The sequence below is a fragment of the Gordonia sp. SL306 genome (genome assembly GCF_026625785.1).
In the GTDB taxonomy this organism is placed as follows: Bacteria; Actinomycetota; Actinomycetes; order Mycobacteriales; family Mycobacteriaceae; genus Gordonia.
In genome coordinates this window covers 552,956-576,298 of sequence record NZ_CP113063.1, presented here as the reverse complement: position 1 = coordinate 576,298, position 23,343 = coordinate 552,956, and the positions used below count along the sequence as shown (strand labels likewise).

Annotated in this window: 25 protein-coding genes and 1 riboswitch; of the genes, 11 read left to right on the top strand and 14 right to left on the bottom strand. The window is 67.4% G+C overall.

Annotated features, from left to right (window positions below):
- Positions 1 to 5: 5 nt before the first annotated feature.
- Positions 6 to 1,586, bottom strand: a complete 1,581-nt coding sequence (locus OVA31_RS02745) for a PucR family transcriptional regulator (protein WP_267629594.1) — start codon at positions 1,584 to 1,586, stop codon at positions 6 to 8.
- An 87-nt stretch (positions 1,587 to 1,673) separates the two neighbouring features.
- Between OVA31_RS02745 and OVA31_RS02740 the strand changes: the two genes are divergently transcribed.
- Together OVA31_RS02740 and OVA31_RS02735 are read left to right on the top strand one after the other, a co-directional pair.
- The gene (locus OVA31_RS02740; RefSeq protein WP_267629593.1) at positions 1,674 to 2,183 is read left to right on the top strand and encodes a nucleoside deaminase; all 510 of its coding nucleotides are present in this window, start codon (positions 1,674 to 1,676) and stop codon (positions 2,181 to 2,183) included.
- The gene (locus OVA31_RS02735; protein WP_267629592.1) at positions 2,180 to 3,151 is read left to right on the top strand and encodes an isopenicillin N synthase family dioxygenase; all 972 of its coding nucleotides are present in this window, start codon (positions 2,180 to 2,182) and stop codon (positions 3,149 to 3,151) included. The genes OVA31_RS02740 and OVA31_RS02735 overlap by 4 nt, the downstream gene beginning before the upstream one ends.
- A 102-nt stretch (positions 3,152 to 3,253) precedes the next feature.
- Here OVA31_RS02735 and OVA31_RS02730 read toward each other — a convergent pair whose 3' ends face one another.
- Together OVA31_RS02730 and OVA31_RS02725 are read right to left on the bottom strand one after the other, a co-directional pair.
- Complete coding sequence (locus OVA31_RS02730) at positions 3,254 to 4,648, bottom strand: S1C family serine protease (RefSeq protein WP_267629591.1); 1,395 nt, start codon at positions 4,646 to 4,648, stop codon at positions 3,254 to 3,256.
- A gap of 138 nt (positions 4,649 to 4,786) precedes the next feature.
- The gene (locus tag OVA31_RS02725; RefSeq protein ID WP_267629590.1) at positions 4,787 to 5,383 is read right to left on the bottom strand and encodes a TetR/AcrR family transcriptional regulator; all 597 of its coding nucleotides are present in this window, start codon (positions 5,381 to 5,383) and stop codon (positions 4,787 to 4,789) included.
- A gap of 109 nt (positions 5,384 to 5,492) precedes the next feature.
- Between OVA31_RS02725 and OVA31_RS02720 the strand changes: the two genes are divergently transcribed.
- Positions 5,493 to 6,515: an oxygenase MpaB family protein gene (locus OVA31_RS02720; RefSeq protein WP_267629589.1), complete on the top strand. Its 1,023-nt coding sequence runs from the start codon at positions 5,493 to 5,495 to the stop codon at positions 6,513 to 6,515.
- Positions 6,516 to 6,562: 47 nt separating this feature from the next.
- On the opposite strand, the gene OVA31_RS02715 is transcribed toward OVA31_RS02720, so the two are convergent.
- A complete protein-coding gene (locus OVA31_RS02715; protein ID WP_267629588.1) occupies positions 6,563 to 7,273 on the bottom strand; it encodes a guanylate cyclase in 711 nt (236 codons plus the stop codon).
- A 35-nt stretch (positions 7,274 to 7,308) separates the two neighbouring features.
- Here OVA31_RS02715 and OVA31_RS02710 point away from each other — a divergent pair, with 35 nt between their 5' ends.
- Both OVA31_RS02710 and OVA31_RS02705 read left to right on the top strand, forming a co-directional pair.
- The gene (locus OVA31_RS02710) at positions 7,309 to 7,494 is read left to right on the top strand and encodes a hypothetical protein (protein WP_267629587.1); all 186 of its coding nucleotides are present in this window, start codon (positions 7,309 to 7,311) and stop codon (positions 7,492 to 7,494) included.
- Positions 7,491 to 8,555 (top strand): PHP domain-containing protein, encoded by a 1,065-nt coding sequence (locus OVA31_RS02705; RefSeq protein ID WP_267629586.1) that lies wholly within the window; start codon positions 7,491 to 7,493, stop codon positions 8,553 to 8,555. The genes OVA31_RS02710 and OVA31_RS02705 overlap by 4 nt, the downstream gene beginning before the upstream one ends.
- Before the next feature lie 3 nt (positions 8,556 to 8,558).
- Here the strand turns inward: OVA31_RS02705 and OVA31_RS02700 are convergent, their stop codons facing one another.
- On the bottom strand, positions 8,559 to 9,152 hold the full coding sequence (locus tag OVA31_RS02700) for a YdcF family protein (RefSeq protein WP_267629585.1): 594 nt from the start codon (positions 9,150 to 9,152) through the stop codon (positions 8,559 to 8,561).
- A gap of 462 nt (positions 9,153 to 9,614) precedes the next feature.
- Here OVA31_RS02700 and OVA31_RS02695 point away from each other — a divergent pair, with 462 nt between their 5' ends.
- On the top strand, positions 9,615 to 10,727 hold the full coding sequence (locus OVA31_RS02695; protein ID WP_267629584.1) for an esterase/lipase family protein: 1,113 nt from the start codon (positions 9,615 to 9,617) through the stop codon (positions 10,725 to 10,727).
- Positions 10,728 to 10,804: 77 nt separating this feature from the next.
- On the opposite strand, the gene OVA31_RS02690 is transcribed toward OVA31_RS02695, so the two are convergent.
- Together OVA31_RS02690 and OVA31_RS02685 are read right to left on the bottom strand one after the other, a co-directional pair.
- The gene (locus tag OVA31_RS02690) at positions 10,805 to 11,617 is read right to left on the bottom strand and encodes an ABC transporter permease subunit (RefSeq protein WP_267629583.1); all 813 of its coding nucleotides are present in this window, start codon (positions 11,615 to 11,617) and stop codon (positions 10,805 to 10,807) included.
- A complete protein-coding gene (locus OVA31_RS02685; protein ID WP_267629582.1) occupies positions 11,614 to 12,528 on the bottom strand; it encodes an ABC transporter ATP-binding protein in 915 nt (304 codons plus the stop codon). The genes OVA31_RS02690 and OVA31_RS02685 overlap by 4 nt, the downstream gene beginning before the upstream one ends.
- Before the next feature lie 133 nt (positions 12,529 to 12,661).
- On the opposite strand from OVA31_RS02685, the gene OVA31_RS02680 reads away from it, so the two are divergent.
- From OVA31_RS02680 to OVA31_RS02665, 4 genes are all read left to right on the top strand, one after another.
- The gene (locus OVA31_RS02680) at positions 12,662 to 13,828 is read left to right on the top strand and encodes a sensor histidine kinase (protein WP_267629581.1); all 1,167 of its coding nucleotides are present in this window, start codon (positions 12,662 to 12,664) and stop codon (positions 13,826 to 13,828) included.
- Positions 13,825 to 14,481 carry a response regulator gene (locus OVA31_RS02675; protein ID WP_267629580.1) on the top strand — a complete coding sequence of 219 codons (657 nt, stop codon included), beginning with the start codon at positions 13,825 to 13,827 and terminating at the stop codon, positions 14,479 to 14,481. The genes OVA31_RS02680 and OVA31_RS02675 overlap by 4 nt, the downstream gene beginning before the upstream one ends.
- A 101-nt stretch (positions 14,482 to 14,582) precedes the next feature.
- The gene (locus OVA31_RS02670; protein ID WP_267629579.1) at positions 14,583 to 14,966 is read left to right on the top strand and encodes a hypothetical protein; all 384 of its coding nucleotides are present in this window, start codon (positions 14,583 to 14,585) and stop codon (positions 14,964 to 14,966) included.
- A 55-nt stretch (positions 14,967 to 15,021) separates the two neighbouring features.
- Positions 15,022 to 15,084: riboswitch (guanidine-III (ykkC-III) riboswitch) on the top strand.
- A gap of 14 nt (positions 15,085 to 15,098) precedes the next feature.
- Positions 15,099 to 15,413, top strand: coding sequence for a DMT family transporter (locus tag OVA31_RS02665; RefSeq protein ID WP_267629578.1), 315 nt, complete (start codon positions 15,099 to 15,101; stop codon positions 15,411 to 15,413).
- A 4-nt stretch (positions 15,414 to 15,417) separates the two neighbouring features.
- On the opposite strand, the gene OVA31_RS02660 is transcribed toward OVA31_RS02665, so the two are convergent.
- Together OVA31_RS02660 and OVA31_RS02655 are read right to left on the bottom strand one after the other, a co-directional pair.
- Positions 15,418 to 15,912, bottom strand: a complete 495-nt coding sequence (locus OVA31_RS02660; protein ID WP_267629577.1) for an acyl-CoA thioesterase — start codon at positions 15,910 to 15,912, stop codon at positions 15,418 to 15,420.
- Positions 15,913 to 16,021: 109 nt separating this feature from the next.
- A complete protein-coding gene (locus OVA31_RS02655) occupies positions 16,022 to 16,879 on the bottom strand; it encodes a hypothetical protein (protein WP_267629576.1) in 858 nt (285 codons plus the stop codon).
- Positions 16,880 to 17,026: 147 nt separating this feature from the next.
- On the opposite strand from OVA31_RS02655, the gene OVA31_RS02650 reads away from it, so the two are divergent.
- Positions 17,027 to 18,241, top strand: a complete 1,215-nt coding sequence (locus OVA31_RS02650) for a cation:proton antiporter (protein ID WP_267631379.1) — start codon at positions 17,027 to 17,029, stop codon at positions 18,239 to 18,241.
- 74 nt (positions 18,242 to 18,315) lie between these two features.
- On the opposite strand, the gene OVA31_RS02645 is transcribed toward OVA31_RS02650, so the two are convergent.
- The 5 genes from OVA31_RS02645 to OVA31_RS02625 all read right to left on the bottom strand — a co-directional run bounded on the left by OVA31_RS02645 (position 18,316) and on the right by OVA31_RS02625 (position 23,254).
- Positions 18,316 to 18,639, bottom strand: a complete 324-nt coding sequence (locus tag OVA31_RS02645; RefSeq protein ID WP_267629575.1) for a transglycosylase family protein — start codon at positions 18,637 to 18,639, stop codon at positions 18,316 to 18,318.
- Positions 18,640 to 18,914: 275 nt separating this feature from the next.
- Complete coding sequence (locus tag OVA31_RS02640; RefSeq protein ID WP_267629574.1) at positions 18,915 to 19,553, bottom strand: endonuclease; 639 nt, start codon at positions 19,551 to 19,553, stop codon at positions 18,915 to 18,917.
- 9 nt (positions 19,554 to 19,562) lie between these two features.
- On the bottom strand, positions 19,563 to 20,681 hold the full coding sequence (locus OVA31_RS02635) for a hypothetical protein (protein WP_267629573.1): 1,119 nt from the start codon (positions 20,679 to 20,681) through the stop codon (positions 19,563 to 19,565).
- Between the two features lie 66 nt (positions 20,682 to 20,747).
- Entirely contained in the window at positions 20,748 to 20,942 is a 195-nt protein-coding gene (locus tag OVA31_RS02630; protein WP_267629572.1) for a YbdD/YjiX family protein, read from the bottom strand.
- A complete protein-coding gene (locus tag OVA31_RS02625; protein WP_267629571.1) occupies positions 20,939 to 23,254 on the bottom strand; it encodes a carbon starvation CstA family protein in 2,316 nt (771 codons plus the stop codon). The genes OVA31_RS02630 and OVA31_RS02625 overlap by 4 nt, the downstream gene beginning before the upstream one ends.
- Between the last annotated feature and the right edge of the window lie 89 nt (positions 23,255 to 23,343).

Genomic DNA, 23,343 nt, shown 5'->3' with positions numbered 1-23,343 from the left:
CGTCCTCACGGCCGCCCGGGCGGTGTCTGCGACTGTGAGCGGAACGCACTGATGGCCAGCAGCATCGACGTGTACGTTGCCGGTGAGGTCGGGTCGAAGCCGAGGAGTCCGCGAATGCGGTCGAGTCGCTGGTAGAGACTCTGCCTGCCCAGATGGAGGACCTCGGCAGACCGGGTCGCACTGCATCCGTGACGGAGATGGACGTCGAGGGTGGTGACGAGATTGGTGGACTGGCTGCGATCGTGGGCAATCAGGGGTGCGATGAGCTGGCGTAACTCGTCGTGGATCTCGGGGTCGGCTGACCGCGCGGCGCTGTCGGCCACGAGCTCGCGGCCGGTGAAGATCCGTTTGTCGGTGACACCGTCGCGCATCAGACCCACGGCGATCGGCAGCCTTTCGGCGCAACGGTGCAACGATGCGGCCAGGGTCGCGGAGAGTTCGGCCCCTGGGTTCGCTGCGTCGAGCGAGTGGGCCTCGCCCACCACGGCGGTGATCCGGCCGGCCTGCTGGCCGAGGCCGACGAGTGTGTCGGTGACCCGCTGGACCGGATCGTCACCGTGCTCGGAGCGTGGCGCGGCCACCAGCGCGTACACGGTGGCGTCGATCGTCGCCTGCACCAGGCCGGGAAGGGCCGACGCCGAGCGTGCGAGTGCCGCTTCCACCATCCTCGGGTCGGGCGCCTCGGCCGCCACCGTGACGAGCCGCGTCGAGTCGGTGACCGGGACCCCGGAACTCACGAGACGTGCGAAGAGATCCGCACGGCGGACGTGCCGCCCGCCGACGATCTCCTCGACGAGACGAGTACCCACCGCGGAACCCCTTGTACCGGAACGGGTCAGGGCTGCTGCGATCGGACCGGCCGCGGCCGCCAGCATCATGGCGACCACGGGTGGCGGGTGGCCTGCCGAGTCCCCTCCGGCAATCAGGCGGGCGATCTCGCGATCCCGCGCCATGACTGCCGCCGAGGCCGTCGCGGCGTCGACCATCCGCCAGGCCGATCGATCGTCGTCGACGCCATGGGCGGCGAGCAGTGCTCCGCCGGAACCGACCAGTGCGATCGGGTGGCCGGTCACCTCGGACACATGGGCGAGCATCCGTGCCACTGCGCCGGGGGCCAACAGATCCGCGTGCAGGGCATCGTCGAGCACCGCGCGCAGGCGTAGGCCGGCGAGCTCGCCGGTCACGATGGACGTGTTCGCCTCGCGGCACACCTCGATGAACGGCAGCACGCGACGCAGCTCGATGATCGGTAGACGGCGCGCCGAGCCCTCCCGGACCATCTCCTCCGGAATCGCGTCGAAGGTCCGGCCGATCTCGAAAGCCAGGCCGGCGACACCGCGCTCGGCGAGGTCGCGCACATAGTGCCTGCGTGTGCCGGCGTCCAGTCCGCCGAGCCCGAGGCCGGTGGTGAGGAGGAGCTCACCACCGGACAGCAGCGGACCGATCTCGAAGATCTCGCTGGAGTGCACCCAACCGACCGGGACGTCGAGGTGATCGTGCGCGGTCAGCACCCGCGGGTCGGCGCGGTGCAGGTGGCGCTCGACGATCTCGCGCAAGGTCGGCAGCGCCGCGGGAGCAGAGGACATGGTCCGACGATATGCACGTCTGTCCGGGTTTGCGAGGCGACGGACTGTCCGTTGTCCACGGCGTCGTACCGGGGCAGGCTCGTCTGCATGACAAGCCGCACCGATGCAGTGCCCGACCTCGATCTGGCCGTCCTGCTCGACGTCGCCTACCGTCAGGCGCGCCTCGGCCTGGATGAGGGGGGTATCCCGATCGGAGCCGCCCTGTTCGCCGCGGACGGCACCCTCCTCGGGGAGGGGCGAAATCGTCGGGTCCAGCACGACGACCCGTCGGTGCACGGCGAGACCGATGCCTTCCGGGCGGCGGGACGCCAGCGGGACTATTCGTCGACGATCATGGTCACCACCTTGGCGCCCTGCTGGTACTGCAGTGGGCTGATCCGTCAGTTCGGGATCGGTGCGGTGGTGGTCGGGGAGAACCGCACCTTCTCCGGCGGCGAGGACTGGTTGCGGGACAACGGGGTCGAGGTGACCGTGGTCGACGACGGTCGGTGCGTGGCGATGATGGCCGACTTCATCGCCGCGAACCCCACCCTGTGGAACGAGGACATCGGTGTCGCGGACGCGACGGCACCCAAGCTGACCGGAGGCAACGTATGACCGCGAGCCCGATCCTCACCGTCGACATCGCGCAGTGGCGGGCCGGGGGAGCGGCGGCCGACCAGGTGTGTGCGGCCGTCGACGAATCGCTGCAGAAGGCGGGCTTCCTTCTGGTCACCGGACACGGCATCGATCCCGATCTGGCGGCGACGCTGCGAACCGCCGCCCGTCAGTTCTTCGCGTTGCCCACCGACGTCAAAGAGCAGTACTCGGTGGGAGTCGGGGGTCGTGGCTGGATCGGGCCGGGGATGGAGGCCAACGGCTATGCGGAGGGTACCGAGACGCCGCCGGACCTGAAGGAGACCTACAACTCCGGCGCCCAGACCCGGGTGGGTGTTGCGGAGGTCGACGACTACTGGTTCGCTCCGGACGTGTGGCCGGCCGAGGTGCCGCGCCTGCGTGAACTGTTCACCGAGTGGACTTCTCAGGTGAAGGCACTCTCCGACGATCTGCTGGCGCTCATGTCGGCGTCACTGGGGCTCGTGGGCGACGCGAATCCCTTCCAGGAGCTGGCACGCAATTCCACGTGGACGTCGAACATCAACCACTACCCGCCGATGGCGGTGGTGGGAGATCCGGAACCGGGCCAGTTCCGGATCGGCCCGCACACCGACTTCGGTACGGTCACGGTGCTCGACCGCGAGCCCGGCGCCGGTGGCCTCCAGGTGTACAGCGACGAAACCGGCTGGGCGGACGCACCATTCGATCCGGCCGCGTTGACCATCAACATCGGCGATCTGCTCGAGTACTGGTCGGGCGGCCGGTGGCCGGCGGGGCGCCATCGCGTCCTGCCGCCGCAACCCGATGCGCCAGAGGAGGATCTGGTGTCACTCATCTTCTTTTATGAGCTCGATCACGACGCGATCGTGTCACCGCTCGAACCGCCGGTGGGCCGGCACGCCGGCCGTCCGCCGGTGATCTCTGGGAACTTCATCAAGGAGCGGCTCGACGCCATCACGGTGGGCTGACCGTCGATGCGACGGCGCGACCAGCACGCGACGAGGGCCGGACAGGCAAACGGCTCCGTCGATCAGGTGATCGACGGAGCCGCCCCGCTCCCCCGGGGTTCTCTAGGGCACCATGCCGAAGGGGCTGCCGCCGAAGGGCAGTCCTGATCCGCCGGACTCGCCACCCTGGCCGCCGAAGCCGCCCTGGCCGTCGGATCGACCGCCCTGGCCGCCGGACTCCGGAATGGTCGTCTGTTCCTTGTCGACCGCGCTGCCGAGTTTCACCTGCACGGTGCGTGCGTTGTTCCCCGACCCGACGGTGACCGGCACGGTGTCGCCGGGGGCGTGGGTGAGGACCTGTGCCATCAGGTCGGCGTAATCGCTGATCGGTGTGTCGCCGATCTTGGTGATCACGTCGCCGGCCTTGAGGCCGGCGTCCGCGGCCGCGCCACCCGGCTGCGCCGCCGAGATCTGGGCACCCTCGACGTTTTGGTCGCCGTTGGCTGAGGCCAGCGAACCCGACACGCCCAGAACAGGTTTCGTTGCTTGGCCGTCCTGAAGCAGTTCGTTCGCGATGCGCTTGGCGGCGTTGATCGGGATGGCAAAGCCGAGTCCGTAGGCCTGGACCCCGCCGCTGGAACTCTGACCGGTGTCGACGGCGGAGTTCACCCCCACCACCTGACCCTTCAGATTCACCAGCGGGCCACCGGAATTGCCGGGATTGATGGCGGTGTCGGTCTGCAGGCCGTTGTAGACGGTGAGCCCGGATCCGCTCTCGTCGCCTGCGGTGACGGTGCGCGACAGAGCGCTGACGATGCCGGAGGTGACCGTGTTCGACAGGTTCTCGGGGCTGCCCACCGCGACGACCTGCTCGCCGACCTGCAGGCCGCTCGAATCGCCCAGCGCGGCGGGGGTGAGTCCGGAGGCATTGTCGAGTTTGATGACCGCCAGGTCATAGGACGGGGACGTGCCGGTGACCTTGGCGGTGTGCGTCTTGTCGTCGCTGGTCGTCACCTGGATGGTGCTGCCGTTGCCGGCCGCCGCGACCACGTGGTTGTTGGTCAGCACATAGCCGTCGGGGGACAGGACGATCCCGCTGCCGACCGCGGTTCCCTGGCCGGTGCTCACCTTGATGTCGGCGGCCGATTTGGAGGCCACCTGCGCGGCGTAGGTCACCGAGCCGGGCTTCACGTCCGCGGCGTTGGCCGCGGACGCGGGCTGCGAGGTGAGTGACGGGACCGACGGGCTCGCGTCCGAACGATTCAGCAACGCACTGCCGCCCACCCCGACGGCTCCGCCGACGAGACCCGCGAGCACAGCGGTCGCGACGATCGGCCGGGCCAGGCTGCGTGGGCGATCTGCCACCGGCGGAGGCGGATACGCGCTCGGCTGATAGGTATCCCAGTGAGGGTTCGGTGGCTGAGGCGGACTCTGCTGGGTGAATGGTTGGGTGATCGGGCTGCTGTCGACATCGTCGTGTTCAGCCCGGTTGCCCTCGTTCGGCTGGGATTGGTTCACGACACCACGATGCCGTCGCAGTATGAGAGAACGTGAAGAAACGGACCTCGGGTTTCCTGTCAGTTCTCACCCAGGCGTCTCAGCTGATTCCGAGAATCGCTGGCGGTCAAGGCCTCTGTGGGCCCTGCTGGAAGCCGGTCAGCGCAGCACCAGGTAGGCCGCTTGTTCGACCACCGCGTCGAGGTCGTCGCCAAGGTTGCCTGCGAGCCACTGCTGGGCCAGTTCGGCCATCGCGCCGGTGTACATGATGGCGCCGACCCGACTGGGCAAACCGTCGGGAAGTCGTTGAGCAGCAACAGTTTCGGTGAGAACCAGCTCCATGAGCAGATCTTGGGTCGCGGCTCGTCGGGCGACGAGCACCGGATTCGACCGCCCCTCGGTGAACAGGATGCGGCCGCGGCGGGGATCGCCGGAACCGAAACCGAGAACGGCACGGATGCCTGCTGTGGTCCTGGCCCGGATCGACGGGCCGGCCACCGCCATGGCGTCCTCGACGACGGTCGCGAGTTCCTGTGCCACGCCGTCGTAGAGGGCGCCGAGCAGCTCATCGGTGCCGGCGAAGCTCTCGTAGAAGTAGCGCGTGTTGAGGCCGCACTCCCGGCAGACCGATCGCACCGACAGACCCGGCGCACCCGAGGCGCCGAACACCGTGAACGCGGCATCGACCAGCAGCGCGCGCCGTTCGGTGCGGCGGTCGGTCAGCGGGACGCCGGCCCATCGGGTGGGGCTGGACATCGGACCAGCGTACGTCCGCCGACGAGAATCGATCAAGTCTGGTCACATCTGTACCCAGACGATATTCTGGTCACGTCTGTAACCACAACCGACAGCGAGGGCGAGTCCGATGTCGATGTCCCTGAGTTCACTTCCGTTCCCGTTTCCGTTGCCGCATCAACTGGCGGGCCTGTGGCTCAATGACCGTTTCGAGAAGAACATCCGGACCAGGTACTTCCGCGGGATGGAGTTCTCCGAGCCGGCCGGGGACCCGGGATGGTTCGGGCCGGAAAGCGCGACCTGGTATGTCCATGCGCACACGCCCGCCCTGATCTTCGGTCTGCAGTGCGCGTCGTATCTGGAGCGGCTGGATCCGAGCATCTTCTGGATGGGTGTGCATCATTCGCGTCTGGTGCAGAAGGACGACGACGGCGAGCCGACCGGACGTATCGACCCCACCGGTGCGGCCGTTCGCCTGGGGCATTCGGTGGCCTTCTTCATCGGTACCGCCTACGGGACCACGGAGACCGCCGAACGCCTCGCCACCACCGTGCGTGCGATGCACCACACCATCAAGGGTGAGCGTCCCGACGGCCTCACCTACGACGCGGACGATCCGGCATGGCTGCGATGGAATTACGCCACGGTCGTCTGGGGGATCGCCACCGCGCACGAGATCTATCATCCGAAACCGCTGCGTGGCCCGGAACTGGATCGCTACTACGCGGAATTCGTGCGTGTCGGACACGCGCTCGGCGGCACCGATCTGCCTGCCACCAAGGCCGACACCCTCTCGTGCCTCGCCGAGTATCTACCCAAACTGGCCCTGACACATGGCAATGCGATCGCCACCGGACCGAATCTCACGAATCCGGTTCAGGCTGCGGTCGATTGGGCCATCCGGGACACGATGCCGGAGTGGGCCGCCCAGCTGGTGATGCACCGTCCGCCCAATCCCATCGAACGCCGCGGACGTCGCAGCGCGGTCTGGGCGGCGCTGAACGGGTTGCACGCCACCATGGGCGAGGCGCCCGAGTTCACCTCCGCCCGCGCCAGGGTCGCCGACGGAACGACCAAGCCGCACACCGAACCCCGCCGTGACCTGGGCCCGGATCCCACGCTCGGGCGGGCCGAGGTGGAGGCCTCCCTCTGACTGAATGTGGTCGCGGACGCCGGACGATCGTCCGCACGGGTGCAGGATCACCGATGGACAGCGATCTCGTCGCCGAGCCGGTATCCGGCAGCGAGAGGTAACTGGTCGCCGCTCCAGAACCGTCCCGGGTCGAACCAGTTGGAGTCCTTGGCGACATCGAGCAGGCCGATCTCGGCGTAGGTGATCGCGACGACCTCGGCGCAGTAGGCGGCCTGCAGGCTCTCGTTGCGCGGGCGTCGTCTCGCCCGGCGGTCGCGGGCGAGACGATCCAGATACGGGATCCCGCGGACCAGATCGACGCTGGTGGGAACCCGACCCCGGAACCACCGGCCGGCGAGGCGTGCGGTGGCCGGGAACGGGGTGCCGTCGAGGCGAGCGATCACCTTCAGCAGCGCGTCCTCCTGCGCGGTGGTCACGTCCGGGGTCAATTGCCGCAGCCAGCAGTCCTGCTCGTAGCGGTTCATCCACTGCTCGATCGCTTCGCGGCCGTCGTGGAGTTGCACACCGCGATGAGTGCTGCCGGTCCAGACATCGGTCAGTCGGTCGCCGAGTTCGGCGTGCCACAGCAGCGGCGGCAGATCATCGATGGCGACGGTCATCGCGACGTGGTTGACCGGGGCGTTCGTGAGGGCCCGGATGGCCCGATCCGGCCCGGAACTTCCACGGAACAACCAGATGTCGCCCGTGCGGGTGGCGTCGAGCGCGTCGTCGAGGCCGACGACGGGATGGTCGCCGCCGAGATCGTGTCCTGTGCGCACGAGTGCAGCGTAGATCAGACACTATCCTCGAGCACATGCACAGAGCGTGGAAGTGGGTCGGCCTGGCCGGCGCGGTCGGGATGGCCGCCGGCGGGGTGTTGGTCGCCCGAGATCAGCGTCAGCGCAACGCCTACAGTGCCGACGACGTCCGAGAACGGCTGCACCAGCGCCATGCCGATGCGCAGGCACGCGCAGGCGGGGAGTCCGGCGATCGGCCATGAGATCGTTCGTCCCGATCGCGGCCCCGGTCGACCCGGTCGTCGCCTTGACGCGGATCGCCTGGCTGTTGGAGCGAAGGCGAGAGAGTACGTATCGGGTGGAGGCGTTTCGGAAGGCGGCGCGCGCCGCGGAACGCGTGGGTGTCGAGGAACTGACCGATCGGGCCACGGCCGGGACCCTGACCTCGATCGTCGGGATCGGGAAGACGACGGCGTCGGTGATCGCCGAATCGGTTGCCGGTGAGCTGCCCGGATACCTGGCGGACGTGCAGGAGACATCGCCGGAATCACTCGCGAGTGGCGGCGGCGATCTCTACCTGGCCATCCGCGGCGACCTCCACGCCCACACCGACTGGAGCGACGGCGGCGCGCCCCTGGACGAGATGGCGCGGGCGGCGACCGCCCTGGGGCACGAGTGGCTCACGATCACCGACCATTCGCCGCGTCTGACGGTGGCCAACGGGCTCAGTCCCGAACGACTCCGACGCCAGATCGACGACATCGCCGACCTGAACCGGAGCTCGGACGGGACCTGTCACATCCTGACGGGCATCGAGGTCGACATCCTCGACGACGGATCACTCGACCAGACCGACGAACTGCTCGACGATCTCGATGTGGTCACTGCTTCGGTGCATTCGAAACTCAGGATGGATGCGGCGCCGATGACCCGGCGGATGGTCGCGGCCGCATCCGATTCGCGGGTCGACGTGCTCGGCCACTGCACGGGTCGCCGGGTGGCCGGCGGTCGGGGTGCGCGCCCGCAATCGGCCTTCGATGCCGCAGAGGTCTTCGCCGCGTGTGCCGATCACGACACGGCCGTGGAGATCAACTCCCGCCCCGAACGTGTCGACCCGCCGGATGATCTCATCGAAGTGGCGTATGACCTCGGCTGCCTGTTCGCGATCGATTCCGACGCGCACGCGCCCGGGCAGTTGGACTTCAAGGCGCTCGGCGCCCAACGAGCGGAGCGTCTGGGAATCGAGCCGGATCGGATCGTGACGACGTGGCCCGTCGACCGGTTGCTCGCCTGGACGGCAGGCGGCACCCGGTCGTCGCGCTGACGGTCATCGAGAGGTGACGCCCGTGATGGGCATGGCGCCACCGACCGCCCGACGGAAGTCCTTCATCGCACGTGTGATGTGATTCGGGCTGGTCACGAGCACAACACCGGTGGAACCGCTCGCCGACAGGATCCGGGCGCAATTGCGCGCATTCTCGACCGTGGTCCGCGAGCGGTTCTCGGGGGTGATCCGGACCGGCGCGATGCCGTGGACGACCAGCCAATCCTTCATCGCCTGAGCCTCGGTTCGCCCGTGTCGGGGCAGGCCCCCGGTCGTGATCACCCGTGCTTGCGGGACCTCGCGCGCCAACGGCAGTGCAGCGCGGAGCCGTTGGAGAAGAACGGGTTTCATCGAGCCGTCGTGGTTCAGGGCAGCTCCGAGCACGATGATGCGGGTACCGAACGGATTGATACGCAGCAGTAGGGGACCGGCCGCCCCCGGGCCGCCTGCCGTGCAGGTGTGACCGGACACCACGTCGCGGCAGTCCGGGGACACCGACCGGGTGCTCTCGAGTGCGGCGCCCGGGTTCGCCGATGCGATGGCAGCGGTGTGCATCCATCCACCGCAGACCACTCCGAGGGCGATCACGACAGTCATCCAGTGAAAAGCTTTGCGCCGATATGGCATTGATTTTCCTCCCCTGTGAACGCGTGTGCATCGCCGGCCATCCGGCCGGCGGTGTGATGACCCCCGTGCGACGCGTGGGTCCAGATGCTAGGGCCACTTCTGGCGGGGCGCCAGTCCGGCGATGCTCGTATGCCCGGCACCTGCACCGACCCCGAGTGGGACGTATGACCCAGTCAAATGGCAAGGGATCTATTGACGAAAAGGTTTGTCACGCAAGCCAATACGAAATCGTCGAGCGATTGATCGGTCGGCCGCACTGTTCACGAATGATAGTCGGCGTTAGCGATACCAAAACTTATGTTTTGCTTCATTTTTGGACAGCGAGTGCTTACGTTTGCTCCGGCAGAGGTGTGATCGCGGTCGCATGTTGCAGGCGGGGGGTCATCGGACATCGCGCGGTCACCGACGACAGCGAGAAGGAGTGTGGAGCGAATGGGTCAAGCGATTGCGTCGAGAGGGTGGCGCCGGCGGCTGGTGGGGGGAGCGATCGCGGTGGCCGCGGTCCTATCCCTGGGATGGGGCGCCGCGGCGCCGGCATCGGCGGCCACCCAGCAGGAGCTCGATGGCACCATCAAGTCGGGTCTCAAGAAGCAGGTGGCCGACGATGTCATCCTGAGCGGTTCGAGCACGTCGAAGGTCCCGGCCGGTAGCGGGAAGAAGGAAGACGACTTCTGGAAGGCGTTCGGCAACGGACTCCGCAGTCCCGACGTCGCGCCGCCCGGGGCGAACGACTGGAACTGCAAGGCCTCCGACGGACGAACGCCGGTCGTCCTGGTGCACGGGACCTGGGAAAATGCCTACAACAACTGGGCTTACCTGTCGCCCTACCTGAAGCGCGCAGGCATGTGCGTGTTCGCGCTGAACTACGGCATCCTGGGCGCGGCCGGTGGCGGCGGGCTCGGCAGCGCGATCCCGGGTGCATACGGCACCGGCGACATCGCCCAGTCCGCCGAGCAGTTGGCGTCGTTCGTCGATCGGGTGCGCTCCTCGACAGGCGCCTCGAAAGTGAACATCGTGGGCCACTCGCAGGGCGGGCTGGTCGCGCGGCAATACCTGAAGTTCGACGGCGGTGCCGACAAGGTGGATCGGCTCGTGACATTGGGTGCGACCAACCACGGCACCACTCTGCTCGGGATCGGCACGCTCGGGCGTCTCATCAACAACGCCGGAATCGATGTGCTCGGCCCGATCGCGCTGGGAGTGGGCGTCTCCGGAATCCAGCAGGTGTACGACTCGGAGTTCCTGAAGAAACTCAATGCCGGTGGTGACACGGTGCCCGGGGTGAAATACACGGTCATCGGGACGAAATACGACGAGGTCACCACGCCGTATCAGTCGACCTTCCTCAACGGTCCGGACGTCCGCAACATCACCCTGCAGGACGGCTGTGGCATCGACACCTCCGATCACCTCGCGTTGAGCTATTCGTTGCGTGCGGTGTCGATCGTGCTCAACGCATTCTCGGCGAAGATCCCCGTCGTGCCCGGCGGCCCCGGGGTTCCGGTTCCCGTGGTCTGCTCGCCGAATGCCTGGTTGTTCGGATGAACCGGCCGATACGGAGATGAGTGCGACCGGCGGGCCTCGGGGAGAGTGGGCCCGCCGGTCGCAACGCGCACCGGGGTCTACTTGACCTCGGAGCGCAGTACCCGGATCACCCCCAGCGTCAATGGGATGGCGATCCAGATGACTGCGGAGACGATCAGCCGGGCCCATTCGCCCCCGGTGGCCCAATCACCGGATTGGAAGGGCGCATTCGTCGATCCGGTGTCGATCCACTGGCCGAGATTGTCCTTGAACCACGGCACGAGCTCGGTGACGAGGGACAGTGCGGTCGGCAGTGCGAAGTACGCGACGATGGCGCCAGGAGTGTTCAGGATCAGTGCGGCGAAGGCGAAGCCGAGGAGCAGGCCGAACATCTGCAGGAGGAACGAGTTGACCAGTCCGGCCGCGGTGAACGACCAGGCACCCGCCGGATCGGTGAAGGCGATGCCCGCGATCACGTTTCCGACGGCGCCGAGGACGAGCGAGAGAACCACGGCGCCGATGCCTGCGGCCAGTGCGGCGAGGAGTTTGGCCGCGACGATCCGCTCGCGGCGCGGTTCCATCGTGAACGTGGTGAGTGCGGTCCGTTGGCTCCACTCGCCGGTCACCAGCAGGACCGCGAGGATGGGCAGGATGATCCCGGTGGGGATGTTCATCATCCCGAAGAACTGACCGAAATTGAGGTCGGCGGGGTTGTCGCGGTTCGCGATGAGCATGGCCACCACGACGACCACCGAGATCAGGCCGATCGACGCGGTGAGCCAGAAGCCTGCGCGGGTGTCGACGAGTTTGCGGAGTTCGACGGCGGTCAGGCGCGTCAACGGAATCGACGACGTTCGCCGGTCGACGGCGATCGTGTCGTCGGCGGGCGCGTGCTGCACGGGGACGGTCATGGCTGTGCTCCCTGGAGGACTGGTTGTTCGCGTTGGGTCTGTTGCGTGAGCTGCAGGAACATCTCTTCGAGTTGCGCACCGTCGCCCGGGCGCAGCTCCACCAGCACGATCCCGGATGCGGCGGCGACCCGGCCCACGTCTTCGGGGGCGGCATCGGTGGTCAGACCGCCACCGTCCGCCGGCCGGGCATGGATGTCGGCGCGCGAGAGGGCCGCGGCCAGCGCGGTGTCGTCGAGTGAGCGGACCCGGGCACCGTTTCCGGCGAGGAGTTCGTCTTTGGTGCCCTGGGCGACGATCCGGCCGTGTCCGATCACCAGGATCTCGTCGGCGATGATCTCGATCTCATGCAGCAGGTGCGACGACAGCAATACCGTGCCGCCCCGATTCGCATAGTCCCGCAACAGAGTTCGCATCCAGTGGATACCCGCGGGATCGAGCCCGTTGGCCGGTTCGTCGAGGATCAGGATGTGCGGCTCGCCCAGCAGCGCGTTCGCGATTCCGAGGCGCTGACGCATGCCGAGGGAGTAGTTGCGGACACGGCGGTCGGCCTCGTCGGGCGTCAGACTCACCATCTCGAGCATCTCCGCGACACGCGACTTCGGGATGCCGAGCGTCATCGCACTCAACCGTAGGATCTCGGCGCCCGTGCGTCCGGCGTGTTGGGCGGACGCGTCGAGGAGCACCCCGACCTGGGTCGCCGGATTGGGGATGTCCCGAAACGCCGTGCCACCGACGTTCGCGGTGCCCGAGGTGGCAGGCGTCAGGCCGGCGATGATCCGCATGGTGGTGGATTTGCCTGCGCCGTTCGGTCCCAGAAATCCGGTGACCTGACCGGGCTTACAGGCGAAGGACACGTCATCGACGGCGATGTGGTCGCCGTATCTCTTGGTGAGGTTCTCGACGGTGATCATGGTGTCCATCGTCCGCGACACAGGGGATCGCGCGCATCGGGCTCGTGGCCATTGCCGGGTGCGACCAAAGTCGGATATCGGTGTGGCCGCGAGTATGAGGTGCCCCCGGGAACACCCCGACTACCGTGAGGGTGTGCGTCCCGAGGATTATCAGCCACCGTTGACCTGGTGGAGTCACGGATGGCGCCTGGCGTTGATGCTCCTGATCACCGGGATCGCCTGGGGTTCGCGGGTGGGCTATCAGTGGGAGCATGTTCGCTGGTGGTTCGCGGCCGACCTGGCCGTGGGGATCGTCAGCTACGTCCTCGTGTGGTGGCGGCGTTCGCATCCGGTGGCAATCGCGACCCTCACCAATCTGGCCGGGATCCTTTCGGCGAGCTCGCTCGGGCCGAGCACGTTGGCGATGGTGTCGTTGTCGACCAGACGGAAATGGCGGGAGATCATTCCGCAGGCCGTCCTCGCGGTCGGATGTGGGGTCCTCGCCGAGGAATTCTTCAATGTGCCCGATGTCGAAGAGCCTCTGCTGGTGCGCTACGGCACCATGCTGGCGGCCATCGCGACGATGATCGCGTGGGGGATGTACATCGGCTCACGCCGGGAGTTGCTGGCGAGTTGGCGCCTACGGGCGACCCTTGCCGAGGCCGAGCAGGAGTCCGAGGTGCGCCGGGCCCGGTCGGTCGAGCGGGCCCGGATCGCCCGTGAGATGCATGATGTTCTCGCTCATCGGATTTCGACGGTCAGCATGCATGCGGGCGCGCTGGCGTATCGCGATGACCTCGATCGTCGGCAGGTCCGGGAGACCGCGCAGACGATCCAGGAGACCTCCCACCTCGCCCTGACGGAGCTACGCGAGGTGCTCGGCGTTCTGCGCGAGGGGCCCGGGGACGCCGATCCCGAAGTGCCGCAGGCACTTCCCGAAGACCTCGATGCATTGATCGAGGAGAACCGCGCCGGTGGGATGCGGATCGAATACCTCTGCGCCGCGGACCTGACCGCCATCGCACCTGCGCGATTCCGGACCCTGTACCGATGCCTCCAGGAGGCATTGACGAATGCGCGCAAACACGCGCCCGCCGCCACCGTCGCGGTACGGATCAAGGGCGATCCCGATTCGGGCGTCGACCTTCTCGTCGACAACCCGCTCCCACTACGGCACGAGCCCACGACTGCGCCACCGCGTTCCGGTCTGGGTCTCGTCGGCGTCGCGGAGCGGGTCGCGTTGAGCGGGGGCCGACACTCGGCAGTACGCACCGACGACCGGCGTTTCGTCCTGCATGTCTGGCTACCGTGGCAGGCATGAGCGCGCACATCATGATCGTCGACGACGATCCGCTTGTCCGTTCCGGTCTGCGGCTGCTGCTCGGCGGCGATCCCGAGTTGGATGTCGCGGCCGAGGCAGCCAACGGCCAGGACGCCGTCGATCGGCACCGCGCCGAGCCGGTCGACATGGTCTTGATGGATCTCCGGATGCCCGTGATGGACGGGATCGCCGCGACCGCGGCACTCAAGGCCGTCGAGCGTCCCCCGTCGGTCATCGTCCTGACGACCTTCGATGCCGACGACTACGTGGTCCGCGCGCTGGCGGTCGGCGCCGACGGATTCCTGCTGAAAGACACGGCACCGCAGGACATCGTCGCCGCGATCAAGAACGTCCTTCGTGGTGAGCCGGCGCTGAGCCCGTCGGTGACCGCCGCCCTGATCAAGCAGGTGGTGCACAACGGTGGTGTCGCCGGCCGTTCGTCGCCCGGGCACGCGTCCCTCGGCAGTCTGACCGAGCGCGAGCGCGAGGTCGCGGTGTGCCTGGCGAAAGGTGCGTCGAACGCGGAGATCGCCGAGGAGCTCTACATGAGCGTGGCAACCGTCAAGGCGCACATCTCGCACATCTTCGGCAAGCTCGGGACCTCGAATCGGGTCCAGGTCGCGATCATCATGCATGACGCGGGCCTGGCCTGAGGTCCCGTCGACCTCGGGGATGGTGGCGGAGATCGCCGAACCTGTGGAGACTGGATGGACACGGCACAAACTGCCGCGGCCCGCTGCATCAGGAGGCTCACATGGCGGACAACAACGGACCATTCGGGATGAGCCCGGAGGATTTCGACCGGTTCGCACGCGAGGCCACCGACGGGGTCCGCGACATGGTCGGCAAGTTCCTGGCGAGTCCCGGCGGATCGGGCGGCACGTGGTCGGCGATCTTCGAGGACACCGGGCGCCGCACCCGCCGCGAGCCGGAGACAACCGGTGACACCGGCACCGGCGTCTGGGCGGTGTTCGTCGTCGACGACGAAGGCGGAGCTCGCGTCGAACAGGTCTATGCCACCGAACTCGATGCCCTGCGCGCGAACAAGCACAACACCGATCCGAAGCGGAAGGTGCGGTTCCTGCCGTACGGCATCGCGGTGAGTGCGCTCGACGAGGACGACGTCCCCGAGGACTGACCCTCGTCCGCAAGGCCCGAGATCGCCGAGGCCCGATCGCCGGTTTGCTAGCCTGGATCGGTCGACGATGACAACCGGACGAGCCCGCCGTACCCGGCCGACGACAAGACGGTGGCTCTGGAGGTCACTGTCATGTCCTGGCTCGTTCTGGTCGTATCGGGTGTCCTGGAAGCCGTCTGGGCGACCGCGATGGGCAAGTCCGAGGGCTTCAGCCGGCTCGGACCCAGCGCGGTTTTCGCCGTCGCACTGATCGCGAGCATGGCCGGTCTCGCCTATGCGATGCGCAGTCTGCCCACCGGAACCGCCTACGCCGTCTGGGTCGGCATCGGCGCAACGCTCACCGTCGTCTATGCGATGGCGACGGGCGAGGAGTCGGTCAGCCTGGTCAAGGTCGTCTGCATCGTGGCCATCGTCGGCGGCGTGATCGGCCTCAAGATGGCGGGCTGACCGATCATTGCGCGGACCGTAACGCGGCACGCCGGTCCTGCGCGTCACGGAAGCGGCGTTTCTGCACCTCCGTTCGCGGAATGAGTTGCGGCACCTCGTGTGGCCGTCCGTTGTCGTCGGTCGCGACCATCGTGAAGTAGCAGCTGTTGGTATGGCGTCGTTGTCCCGTGTGCACGTCCTCGGTGTCGACCCGGATGCCGACCTCCATCGACGTGCGGCCGGTGTAGTTGACCGACGCGGTGAGGGTGAGGACCTCGCCGACCCGGATCGGTTCCCGGAAGATCACCCGGTCGACCGAGAGTGTCACCGCGTACCTCCGCGAATAGCGGCTCGCACACGCATACGCCACCTGATCGAGCAGCTTGAGCAGCGTGCCGCCGTGGACGTTCCCGGCGAAGTTCGCCATGTCGGGTGTCATCAACAGTGACATCGACAGACTGATGCGGTCGGACAACTCGTCGGAACTGCCGACGGCCTCCGGGTCGTCGAGGGTCTCCATCGTGCGACTCCAATCGCGGTGCGGGTGTGGTCTCCAACCCTGTCACCTACCCGACGGTCAGGTCGGGTTGTTGGTGTCGTTGCACAACGTGTGGTGGTGCCGGTCGCGCCTACCGGTGCGGGGGCTCGGCGAGTCCCCGTGCCATCCCGACGCCCGCGCCGATTCCGGCACCCATGGCGGTGAACGGCGCCGCGGTGACCGCGGCCCCGATGGCGGCGCCTGCGACCGGGCCGACCACCAGGCCTGCTGGCAGGAAGGGCACACCGGCGACCAGCCCGGCGACTCCGCCGACCACCCCGCCTGCCGCGGCCAGCGGTGCGCCGACCGTCACGGTCGCGATCGCCGCGCCCGCGGTCGCGTCGCCGACGGTCGCTGCCGCGACTCGGTCCGAACGTGCGGGGTCGAGGCCCATCGAGTCACCGGCGGCCGCGACCTGGGCCTCGGCGCCTGCGGCAGCGTCGTTCACCTGCCGCGTCTGTTGCGGCGAGAGCCAGTCGGGTGCCGGTGCCTGGAGGTCACCGGCGCGCACGGTCCCCGGGGTCGGCGTGATCGGCTTGACCGGTGCCACCGCCATCGGTGCATGGAGTGAACTCAGATCGAGTGGTCCCAACGGCTGCGTCCGCTGGACCCGAGTGCCTCGTCCGGTGCGCTGAGCGCCTGCCTGGGTGTCACCCGACGGGGGACTGATCGCGGCGCGCGGTGCGGCGGCCCCCGAGACCGCCGCCGGCGGCGAGACATGCGGTGCGAGCGCGGGCAGTGACGGCGTGGGCAGGGCGGGTATCGCAGGCAGGGTGGGAATCGATGGCATGGGCGCACGATCATGCGACGGCGGCGCTGCCGGCGCCGCCGATGCGGCCCCGGCGGCGGCGAACGCGAACACCACAGGTGCGGATCCTGCGGCGACGAATGTCGCCATGCGGCGGTGCTGGTTCGGAGCGCGGTGACGGCCTCGTGTGCGATTGCTCATGCGTTCTAACCTCCGGCTTGTCGTCGAGAAGTGGTCCTTCTATCGAGCATTCGCGTGGTGCTCGTCAGCGGATTGGTCGAGATCCCGATTCGCTCGCACATGACGGGATCGGGCCTGGAACCTCGCTGTGCCAGGATGTTCCACATGATGCTGCTGGCCGAAGCGTCGTCCGAGATGGACACGACGGCGATCGAATCGCTCTTCTGGATCGCGGCAGCGGCGGTGGCCTCCCCACTGATCTCCCGGGTCACCCGCGGCTATGTGCCCGATGCGGTGGTGCTGCTGATCGCGGGAATGGTCGTCGGACCGAACATGCTGGGCTGGGCCGACAACGACAGTGTCGCGATCTTGAGCCAGATGGGCCTCGGACTGCTCTTCCTGTTGGCCGGCTACGAGCTGGATCCGCAATTGCTGAGCGGCAAGTCGGGGCGGGTTGCCCGGTTCACCTGGCTGATCGGCCTGGTGTCCGCGCTGGTCGTCGTCACGCTGACGGTTCCGGGCGAGGGTTTCTCCACCCACATCGCCGTGGCCATCGCCCTCACCTCGACCGCGCTCGGCACCCTGCTGCCGATCATCCGTGAGGCCGGTGTTCTCGACACACCACTGGGCCGCTCGGTGATGGCGCACGGTGCCGTGGGGGAGTTGGGGCCGATCCTGGCTATGTCGCTACTGCTGACCAGCCGAGACCTGGTGGGAGCTCTGGTGGTGCTGGTGCTCTTCGGCGTGGCCGCGGTGATCATCGGCGCTGTGCCGCAACGACTCATCACGCGTGTGCCCGGCGTGCGACGAGCCGTGACCGTCATGCGCGGCGGCACCATCCAGTTGCCGGTGCGGATCGTCATCCTGCTGCTCGTGTCACTGATGACGGTGGCGGCCGTGTTCGATCTCGACGTGGTGCTCGGGGCGTTCGCGGCGGGCCTGATCTTGCGGCGCCTCATCGGGCCCGAACAGCAAGAAGTGGGCAAGTCTCTCGAGGTGATCGGGTTCGGCGTCTTCATCCCCGTCTTCTTCGTGACGTCGGGGATGGGTATCGACGTGACCGCGGTTCTCGGACACCCGGGTACGTGGGCAGCCCTGGTCGCAGCGATCGCGATCGCCCGAGGGCTGCCGGTGTGGCTGAGCGAGCGATACATCGACCACGGGGCGAATCTGGAATTCGGCCATGAGCGTGCACAACTGGCGCTCTACGCCGCGACGGGACTGCCGATCATCGTCGCGGTGACACAGGTCGCGACGGCGTCGGACCTGATGTCGATCGGGGTGGCGTCGACCCTGGTCGCGGCAGGCGCGACGACGGTCCTGCTCTTCCCGATGGTGGCACGGCTCATCGGAGCCCGGCATCGGAGCGACATGACGACGTGAGCCGGGCCGAGAGGTGTCGACATCGACACTCCTCGACCCGGCTCACGGGTCAGACGTGGAGCTCTGCTCTGAGGTCAGAGGTTGGAGCCGCACACGGGCCAGGCGCCCGGACCCTGCGAGGCGAGAACATTCTCGGCCACGCGGATCTGCTCGGCCTTCGAGGCGCTGGCCGGGTTACCGGACCCACCGTTGGCCTCCCAGGTGCTCTGCGAGAACTGCAGACCGCCGTAGTAGCCGTTGCCGGTGTTGGTGGACCAGTTGCCACCGCTCTCGCACTGGGCGACGGCGTCCCAGTTGCCGGCTGCCGAAGCGTTACCGGCGAAGGCGGCGAGTGGGGCCAGGGACAGCGCACCGACGATTCCGGCGCGCACTGCGAGCTTCTTCATGCTCATGGTCATCGTTCCTCCTATCGCCGCCCCATAGCGGGCTGGGCAGCTGATCTTCGGACCGGTGGCGACCGTACAAGACCGGTAACGGATAGGTCACGCCGACACGATGACCTGCGGCATTGAGGTAACGCTCAGATAACACACCGGGGATTCCTGTGAATTGCCTGCGCATCGCGGCGTTTTGGTGACCAATGATCACTTTCCGCAATCAAATCCACGGTGACGAAGAACACACTCCAACTGTGCGGTGCGTCACAGCATTTCGACCGAAATGGGGTTTCGGATCAGCCCAGATCCGTGCGGAGATCGTCGTCGAGGGAAGCCCGAACGAGGGCGGCCGCGAGGACTGCCGGTCGGCCGTCGGCGAGCCTGCCCAATTCGGCGGGATCGTCGGGCAGACCTACGTCCGTCGCCGCCGCGAGCGCCCGCTTGTCGAAGTAGGGACAGACCCACTCCCAGACCGCCTGAACCTCGCGCAGGAACACGTCCGCGCCGACCGGGCCGATCCCGGTGAACTCCTGCAGCAGTGCGCCGGCGCGCCCGACGTCGCCGTCCGCTTTTCTCGCCAGCACACGCAGATCACCGTGGTGGTCGTCGAGGACCTTTTGGCCAGCTTCGCCGAGCCGGGTGGCCGTGCTCTCGTCGTAGCGCACATAGTGGCCGCGTCCCAGGGCGTCGACGAGCGACTGCCACTGCGCACCGGCCATCTTCTCCGGCGTGCGGTAGCCGGCGGCGAACAGTTCGCGCGCCGCCGCGACGGCGATGTCGGCAGAGATGCGGGTGCTGAGCAGAAGTGAGAGGACGAGGAGTTGGAACAGTGGTGCCGGCTTGTCCTTGAGGGTGATGCCGGCCTCGTCGGCGTAGGTGCGACCGGCCCGCTCGACGAGTGTCGTGGCCATGTGCTGCGGCTTCTTCGTGGTCATGTTTCCTCCTCATCCCTGCTCGGTCTCGCGCGAGGCCTCGATCCGGCGCTCGCGGTCGTCCTCGGCCCTCCTCCGGCCGCGTTCGCGATATCCGTAGGTCGCGGAGAGGATGTCCTCGTAGCTGTCGGCGCTGGATCCGACCGCGCCGGCGACGGTACCCATCGAGGTGGCGAGCCAGGCCAGGTACACGTAATCGCGAAACGAGGCGCTGGGTCGGCCCAACTCCTGTGCCAGAAAGCCGGAGTCGATCACGGCGAGTGCCGCGCACACCGTGGCGACGAACAGGCCGACATACAGCACCGCGGCATTGAGCAGCACCGTCGTCGCGGTCGCCGCGTTGTAGAGGCGGGCACGCGCAGACGGCAAGGAGCCACGGCGTTCCCACAATCTGTTGTTGGCGATCAGCCAGACCGTCATCACGACGATGGAGAGCAGGGAGAGGCCGGCCAGCCGCCATGGGCTGAGTGCGTTGGCCATTGCCCAGATGGATGAGTAGAAGACACCGAAACTGGCGGTGGCGGCGGCCGCGGCCATCAGGCCGGTCAGCGTCGGAATGAGCCGCCACGGACGATTGCCGCGGACCATCCCGGCCACCATCCTGGTACGGCTCAACAACCTTCCGCCGGCGAGATATTCGAGATCATCGCGATCGCCGGGTTGCCAGTGGGTGCCGCGGGGCGTGCTCGACGCATCCGGCGTGCGCAAGCGGGTGATCGCGGCAACCAGGACGGGCAACAGGCGATGTGCGGCGAGGCCCAGCGCCGGTAGTGACACGACGACTGTGGACCGACGGTGGTCGACCTCGGCGATCATTCCTCGTCGGCGGTCTGCGCGCGGGAACTCGGTGATCACCACGACCACCGACGCTTCGTCTTCCAGGCTGTGCACCCGCTCGGGGACGAGGAGGCCACCGTCCGGATTCAGCGCGAGAGTTTCGGTGTCGACCGTCAGTGAGTCGATTCCCGCGCTCTCACTCAGGCGTTTGTCCAGCCGGTTGCGGATCCGGTCGACGGTGGCCGTCGGCGGCCCCGGATCGGCGACGATTCGCACCGACCACGAGTCGGTCTCCGCACAGTCGGCCACGTCGCGACGGCCCGCGTCGCCGACGATCTGTTCGGGGTGATCCATGAATCCAGTACTACCCGCCACGGGAGCGGATCAACCAAACGGAGCCTGACCGGTATCAGCTGCCGATCAGCAGCAGCGAGCGCCGGGATTGCGGTCCTGTTCTGCATACCGGTGCCGCCAGTACTCCCGCTCGGAGAGCGGAGGCCGATCCGGATGAGTGCGTGCGGCGTGTTCGAGATAGCGCGCGTAGTCGCGGTCACCCATCACGCTGCCGACGTACCAACTGACGGCGTGCCATCCGCGACGAACGGTGTCGATCATGGCGACCCCGTCTCGCTCGACGGTGACCCGCTCGACGATGACCCGCTCGACGATGACTCGGTCGCCGGATGGGCTGCGAGGTACTCGTCCCATTCCCGCTGGACCCGTTTCTCGGTGGGCGTCGTGATCAGTCCGCGTGGACCGAAGATCTTCGACGGCACCGGCTCCTCCTCGGTGGTCGGCATACCACCCAGCCGCAGCGCCCGGAAGCAGATGTAGGCGCCGACGACGGCGACGATCAACACCAGGACCGCGAAGATGATCGACAGTGTGCCCTGGATGAAGGTGTTCCGGATGACCGCGTCGATCTCGTCCGCGGATTTCGCCGTCTTGAACGTCGTCAGTCCCTGGTCCTTCGCATCGACGAACGCACTGTGCTGCGACCAGTATCCGATGGAGGGGTTGTCGGAGAAGATCTTCTGCCACGACGCGGACATGGTGACGATCAGATCCCAGATCAGCGGTACTCCCGGGATCCACGCCCATTTGACCTGGCCGCGTTTGAACAGGACGACCGTGACGACCGTCAGTGCGACCGCCGCCAGCAACTGGTTGGCGATGCCGAACAGCGGGAACAGCGTGTTGATGCCGCCCAGCGGGTCGGTGACTCCCATGAGGAGTATCGATCCCCAGAGCGCGCAGACGATGAGCGTGCACAGCCAGGCACCGGGGCGCCACGACGGATCCTTGAATCGCTTTGCGCCGGGTAGGTTCCCGATGCCGTCGGACAGCATGAACCGCGCGACCCGGGTGCCGGCGTCGACGGTCGTCAGAATGAAGAGGGCCTCGAACATGATCGCGAAGTGGTACCAGAACGACCGCAGCGATTCGCCGCCGATCGCGTCCTGGAGGGTGTCGGCCATACCCATCGCGAGCGTCGGCGCGCCGCCGGTCTTGGACACGATCGACGATTCGCCCACGCCATCGGCGGCCTGCTGGAGATGTTCGGCGGTCGCCGGTGTGCCACCCAGGCCGAGACCGTTGACGTAGTCCGCGGCCCCTTCGGCGGTGCCGCCGGTGACCGCCTTCGGGGCGTTCATCGCGAAGTAGAGGTGCTGGTCGAGGATGCACGCGGTGATCAGCGCCATGATCGCGACGAAGGATTCGGTCAGCATGCCGCCGTATCCGATGATCCGGGCCTGGCCCTCTTTCGCCAGCATCTTCGGTGTGGTGCCCGAGGCGATCAGCGAGTGGAATCCGGACAGGGCGCCACAGGCGATCGTGATGAACAGGAACGGGAACAGCGCACCCGCGAAGGCCGGGCCCTTTCCGTTCCAGGCGAAGTCACTGACCGCCGGCGCCTCCATCACCGGGCGGACCAGCAGGATGCCCAGCGCGAGCAGCGCGATGGTGCCGACCTTCATGAAGGTGGAGAGATAATCGCGTGGCGCCAGCAGCAACCACACCGGCAGCACGGCGGCCGCCACGCCGTAGATGATGATGGCCCAACTCAGAACGACCGGCGAGAGACTGAACCAGTCGTTGCCCCAGGATGATTCGCCGACGTAGCGGCCCGCGACGATCGCGCCGAGCAGGAGCACGACGCCGATGATGGAGACCTCGCTGACCCGACCGGGCCGGAGGTAGCGCAGGTAGACGCCCATGAACAGGGCGATCGGGATGGTCATCGCGATCGAGAACACGCCCCACGGACTCTCGGCCAGGGCGTTGACGACCACCAATGCGAGGACGGCGATCAGGATGATCATGATGACGAAGACGGCGACGATGGCCGCCGTCCCGCCGAAGGCGCCGAGTTCGTCGCGGGCCATCTGGCCCAGGCTCCGTCCCCGACGACGGGTCGAGATGGACAGGACCAGATAGTCCTGCACACAACCGGCGAACACCGCGCCGATGATGATCCAGATCGTGCCCGGCAGATAGCCCATCTGAGCGGCCAGCACCGGACCGACGAGGGGCCCCGCGCCGGCGATCGCCGCGAAATGGTGCCCGAACAGCACTCGCCGGTCGGTCGGCATGTAATCGCGGGCGTTGTCGAGAACCTCGGCGGGAGTTGCGTGATCGTCGCGCGGCTTGACGACCTTCATCTCGATCATCCGGGCGTAGAAGCGGTACGCGATGACGTACGTGCAGACCGCGGCCAGGACGAACCAGACCGCGTTCACATTCTCGCCACGGACGAAGGCGACGATCGCCCAGGAGACCGCACCGATCAACCCGATGATGGCGAACAGGATCTTCTTGCCGGTCGTCATCGGCGAGCGATCGATGATCGCCACGGGCGGCCGGTCGGGATCGGTTCTGACGTACTCGAAGTTCGGGTCGTCCGCGCGTTCGTCGGTGACCGTCATCGGCGCTACCTTCCTCGTCACGAGTGTGGCCCGGGTCACTATACAGCCCGTGTCGGGACCCGCTCGGCGGGGACATTGAATCGAGATAT

Excerpts from the sequence above, each read along its gene's own strand:
- OVA31_RS02745 (WP_267629594.1), bottom strand. The coding sequence starts at position 1,586 with ATGTCCTCTGCTCCCGCGGCGCTGCCGACCTTGCGCGAGATCGTCGAG.
- OVA31_RS02740 (WP_267629593.1), top strand. The coding sequence starts at position 1,674 with ATGACAAGCCGCACCGATGCAGTGCCCGACCTCGATCTGGCCGTCCTG.
- OVA31_RS02735 (WP_267629592.1), top strand. The coding sequence starts at position 2,180 with ATGACCGCGAGCCCGATCCTCACCGTCGACATCGCGCAGTGGCGGGCC.
- OVA31_RS02725 (WP_267629590.1), bottom strand. The coding sequence starts at position 5,383 with ATGTCCAGCCCCACCCGATGGGCCGGCGTCCCGCTGACCGACCGCCGC.
- OVA31_RS02720 (WP_267629589.1), top strand. The coding sequence starts at position 5,493 with ATGTCGATGTCCCTGAGTTCACTTCCGTTCCCGTTTCCGTTGCCGCAT.
- OVA31_RS02710 (WP_267629587.1), top strand. The coding sequence starts at position 7,309 with ATGCACAGAGCGTGGAAGTGGGTCGGCCTGGCCGGCGCGGTCGGGATG.
- OVA31_RS02705 (WP_267629586.1), top strand. The coding sequence starts at position 7,491 with ATGAGATCGTTCGTCCCGATCGCGGCCCCGGTCGACCCGGTCGTCGCC.
- OVA31_RS02700 (WP_267629585.1), bottom strand. The coding sequence starts at position 9,152 with ATGACTGTCGTGATCGCCCTCGGAGTGGTCTGCGGTGGATGGATGCAC.
- OVA31_RS02695 (WP_267629584.1), top strand. The coding sequence starts at position 9,615 with ATGGGTCAAGCGATTGCGTCGAGAGGGTGGCGCCGGCGGCTGGTGGGG.
- OVA31_RS02690 (WP_267629583.1), bottom strand. The coding sequence starts at position 11,617 with ATGACCGTCCCCGTGCAGCACGCGCCCGCCGACGACACGATCGCCGTC.
- OVA31_RS02685 (WP_267629582.1), bottom strand. The coding sequence starts at position 12,528 with ATGATCACCGTCGAGAACCTCACCAAGAGATACGGCGACCACATCGCC.
- OVA31_RS02675 (WP_267629580.1), top strand. The coding sequence starts at position 13,825 with ATGAGCGCGCACATCATGATCGTCGACGACGATCCGCTTGTCCGTTCC.
- OVA31_RS02670 (WP_267629579.1), top strand. The coding sequence starts at position 14,583 with ATGGCGGACAACAACGGACCATTCGGGATGAGCCCGGAGGATTTCGAC.
- OVA31_RS02665 (WP_267629578.1), top strand. The coding sequence starts at position 15,099 with ATGTCCTGGCTCGTTCTGGTCGTATCGGGTGTCCTGGAAGCCGTCTGG.
- OVA31_RS02660 (WP_267629577.1), bottom strand. The coding sequence starts at position 15,912 with ATGGAGACCCTCGACGACCCGGAGGCCGTCGGCAGTTCCGACGAGTTG.
- OVA31_RS02655 (WP_267629576.1), bottom strand. The coding sequence starts at position 16,879 with ATGAGCAATCGCACACGAGGCCGTCACCGCGCTCCGAACCAGCACCGC.
- OVA31_RS02650 (WP_267631379.1), top strand. The coding sequence starts at position 17,027 with ATGCTGCTGGCCGAAGCGTCGTCCGAGATGGACACGACGGCGATCGAA.
- OVA31_RS02645 (WP_267629575.1), bottom strand. The coding sequence starts at position 18,639 with ATGACCATGAGCATGAAGAAGCTCGCAGTGCGCGCCGGAATCGTCGGT.
- OVA31_RS02640 (WP_267629574.1), bottom strand. The coding sequence starts at position 19,553 with ATGACCACGAAGAAGCCGCAGCACATGGCCACGACACTCGTCGAGCGG.
- OVA31_RS02635 (WP_267629573.1), bottom strand. The coding sequence starts at position 20,681 with ATGGATCACCCCGAACAGATCGTCGGCGACGCGGGCCGTCGCGACGTG.
- OVA31_RS02630 (WP_267629572.1), bottom strand. The coding sequence starts at position 20,942 with ATGATCGACACCGTTCGTCGCGGATGGCACGCCGTCAGTTGGTACGTC.
- OVA31_RS02625 (WP_267629571.1), bottom strand. The coding sequence starts at position 23,254 with ATGACGGTCACCGACGAACGCGCGGACGACCCGAACTTCGAGTACGTC.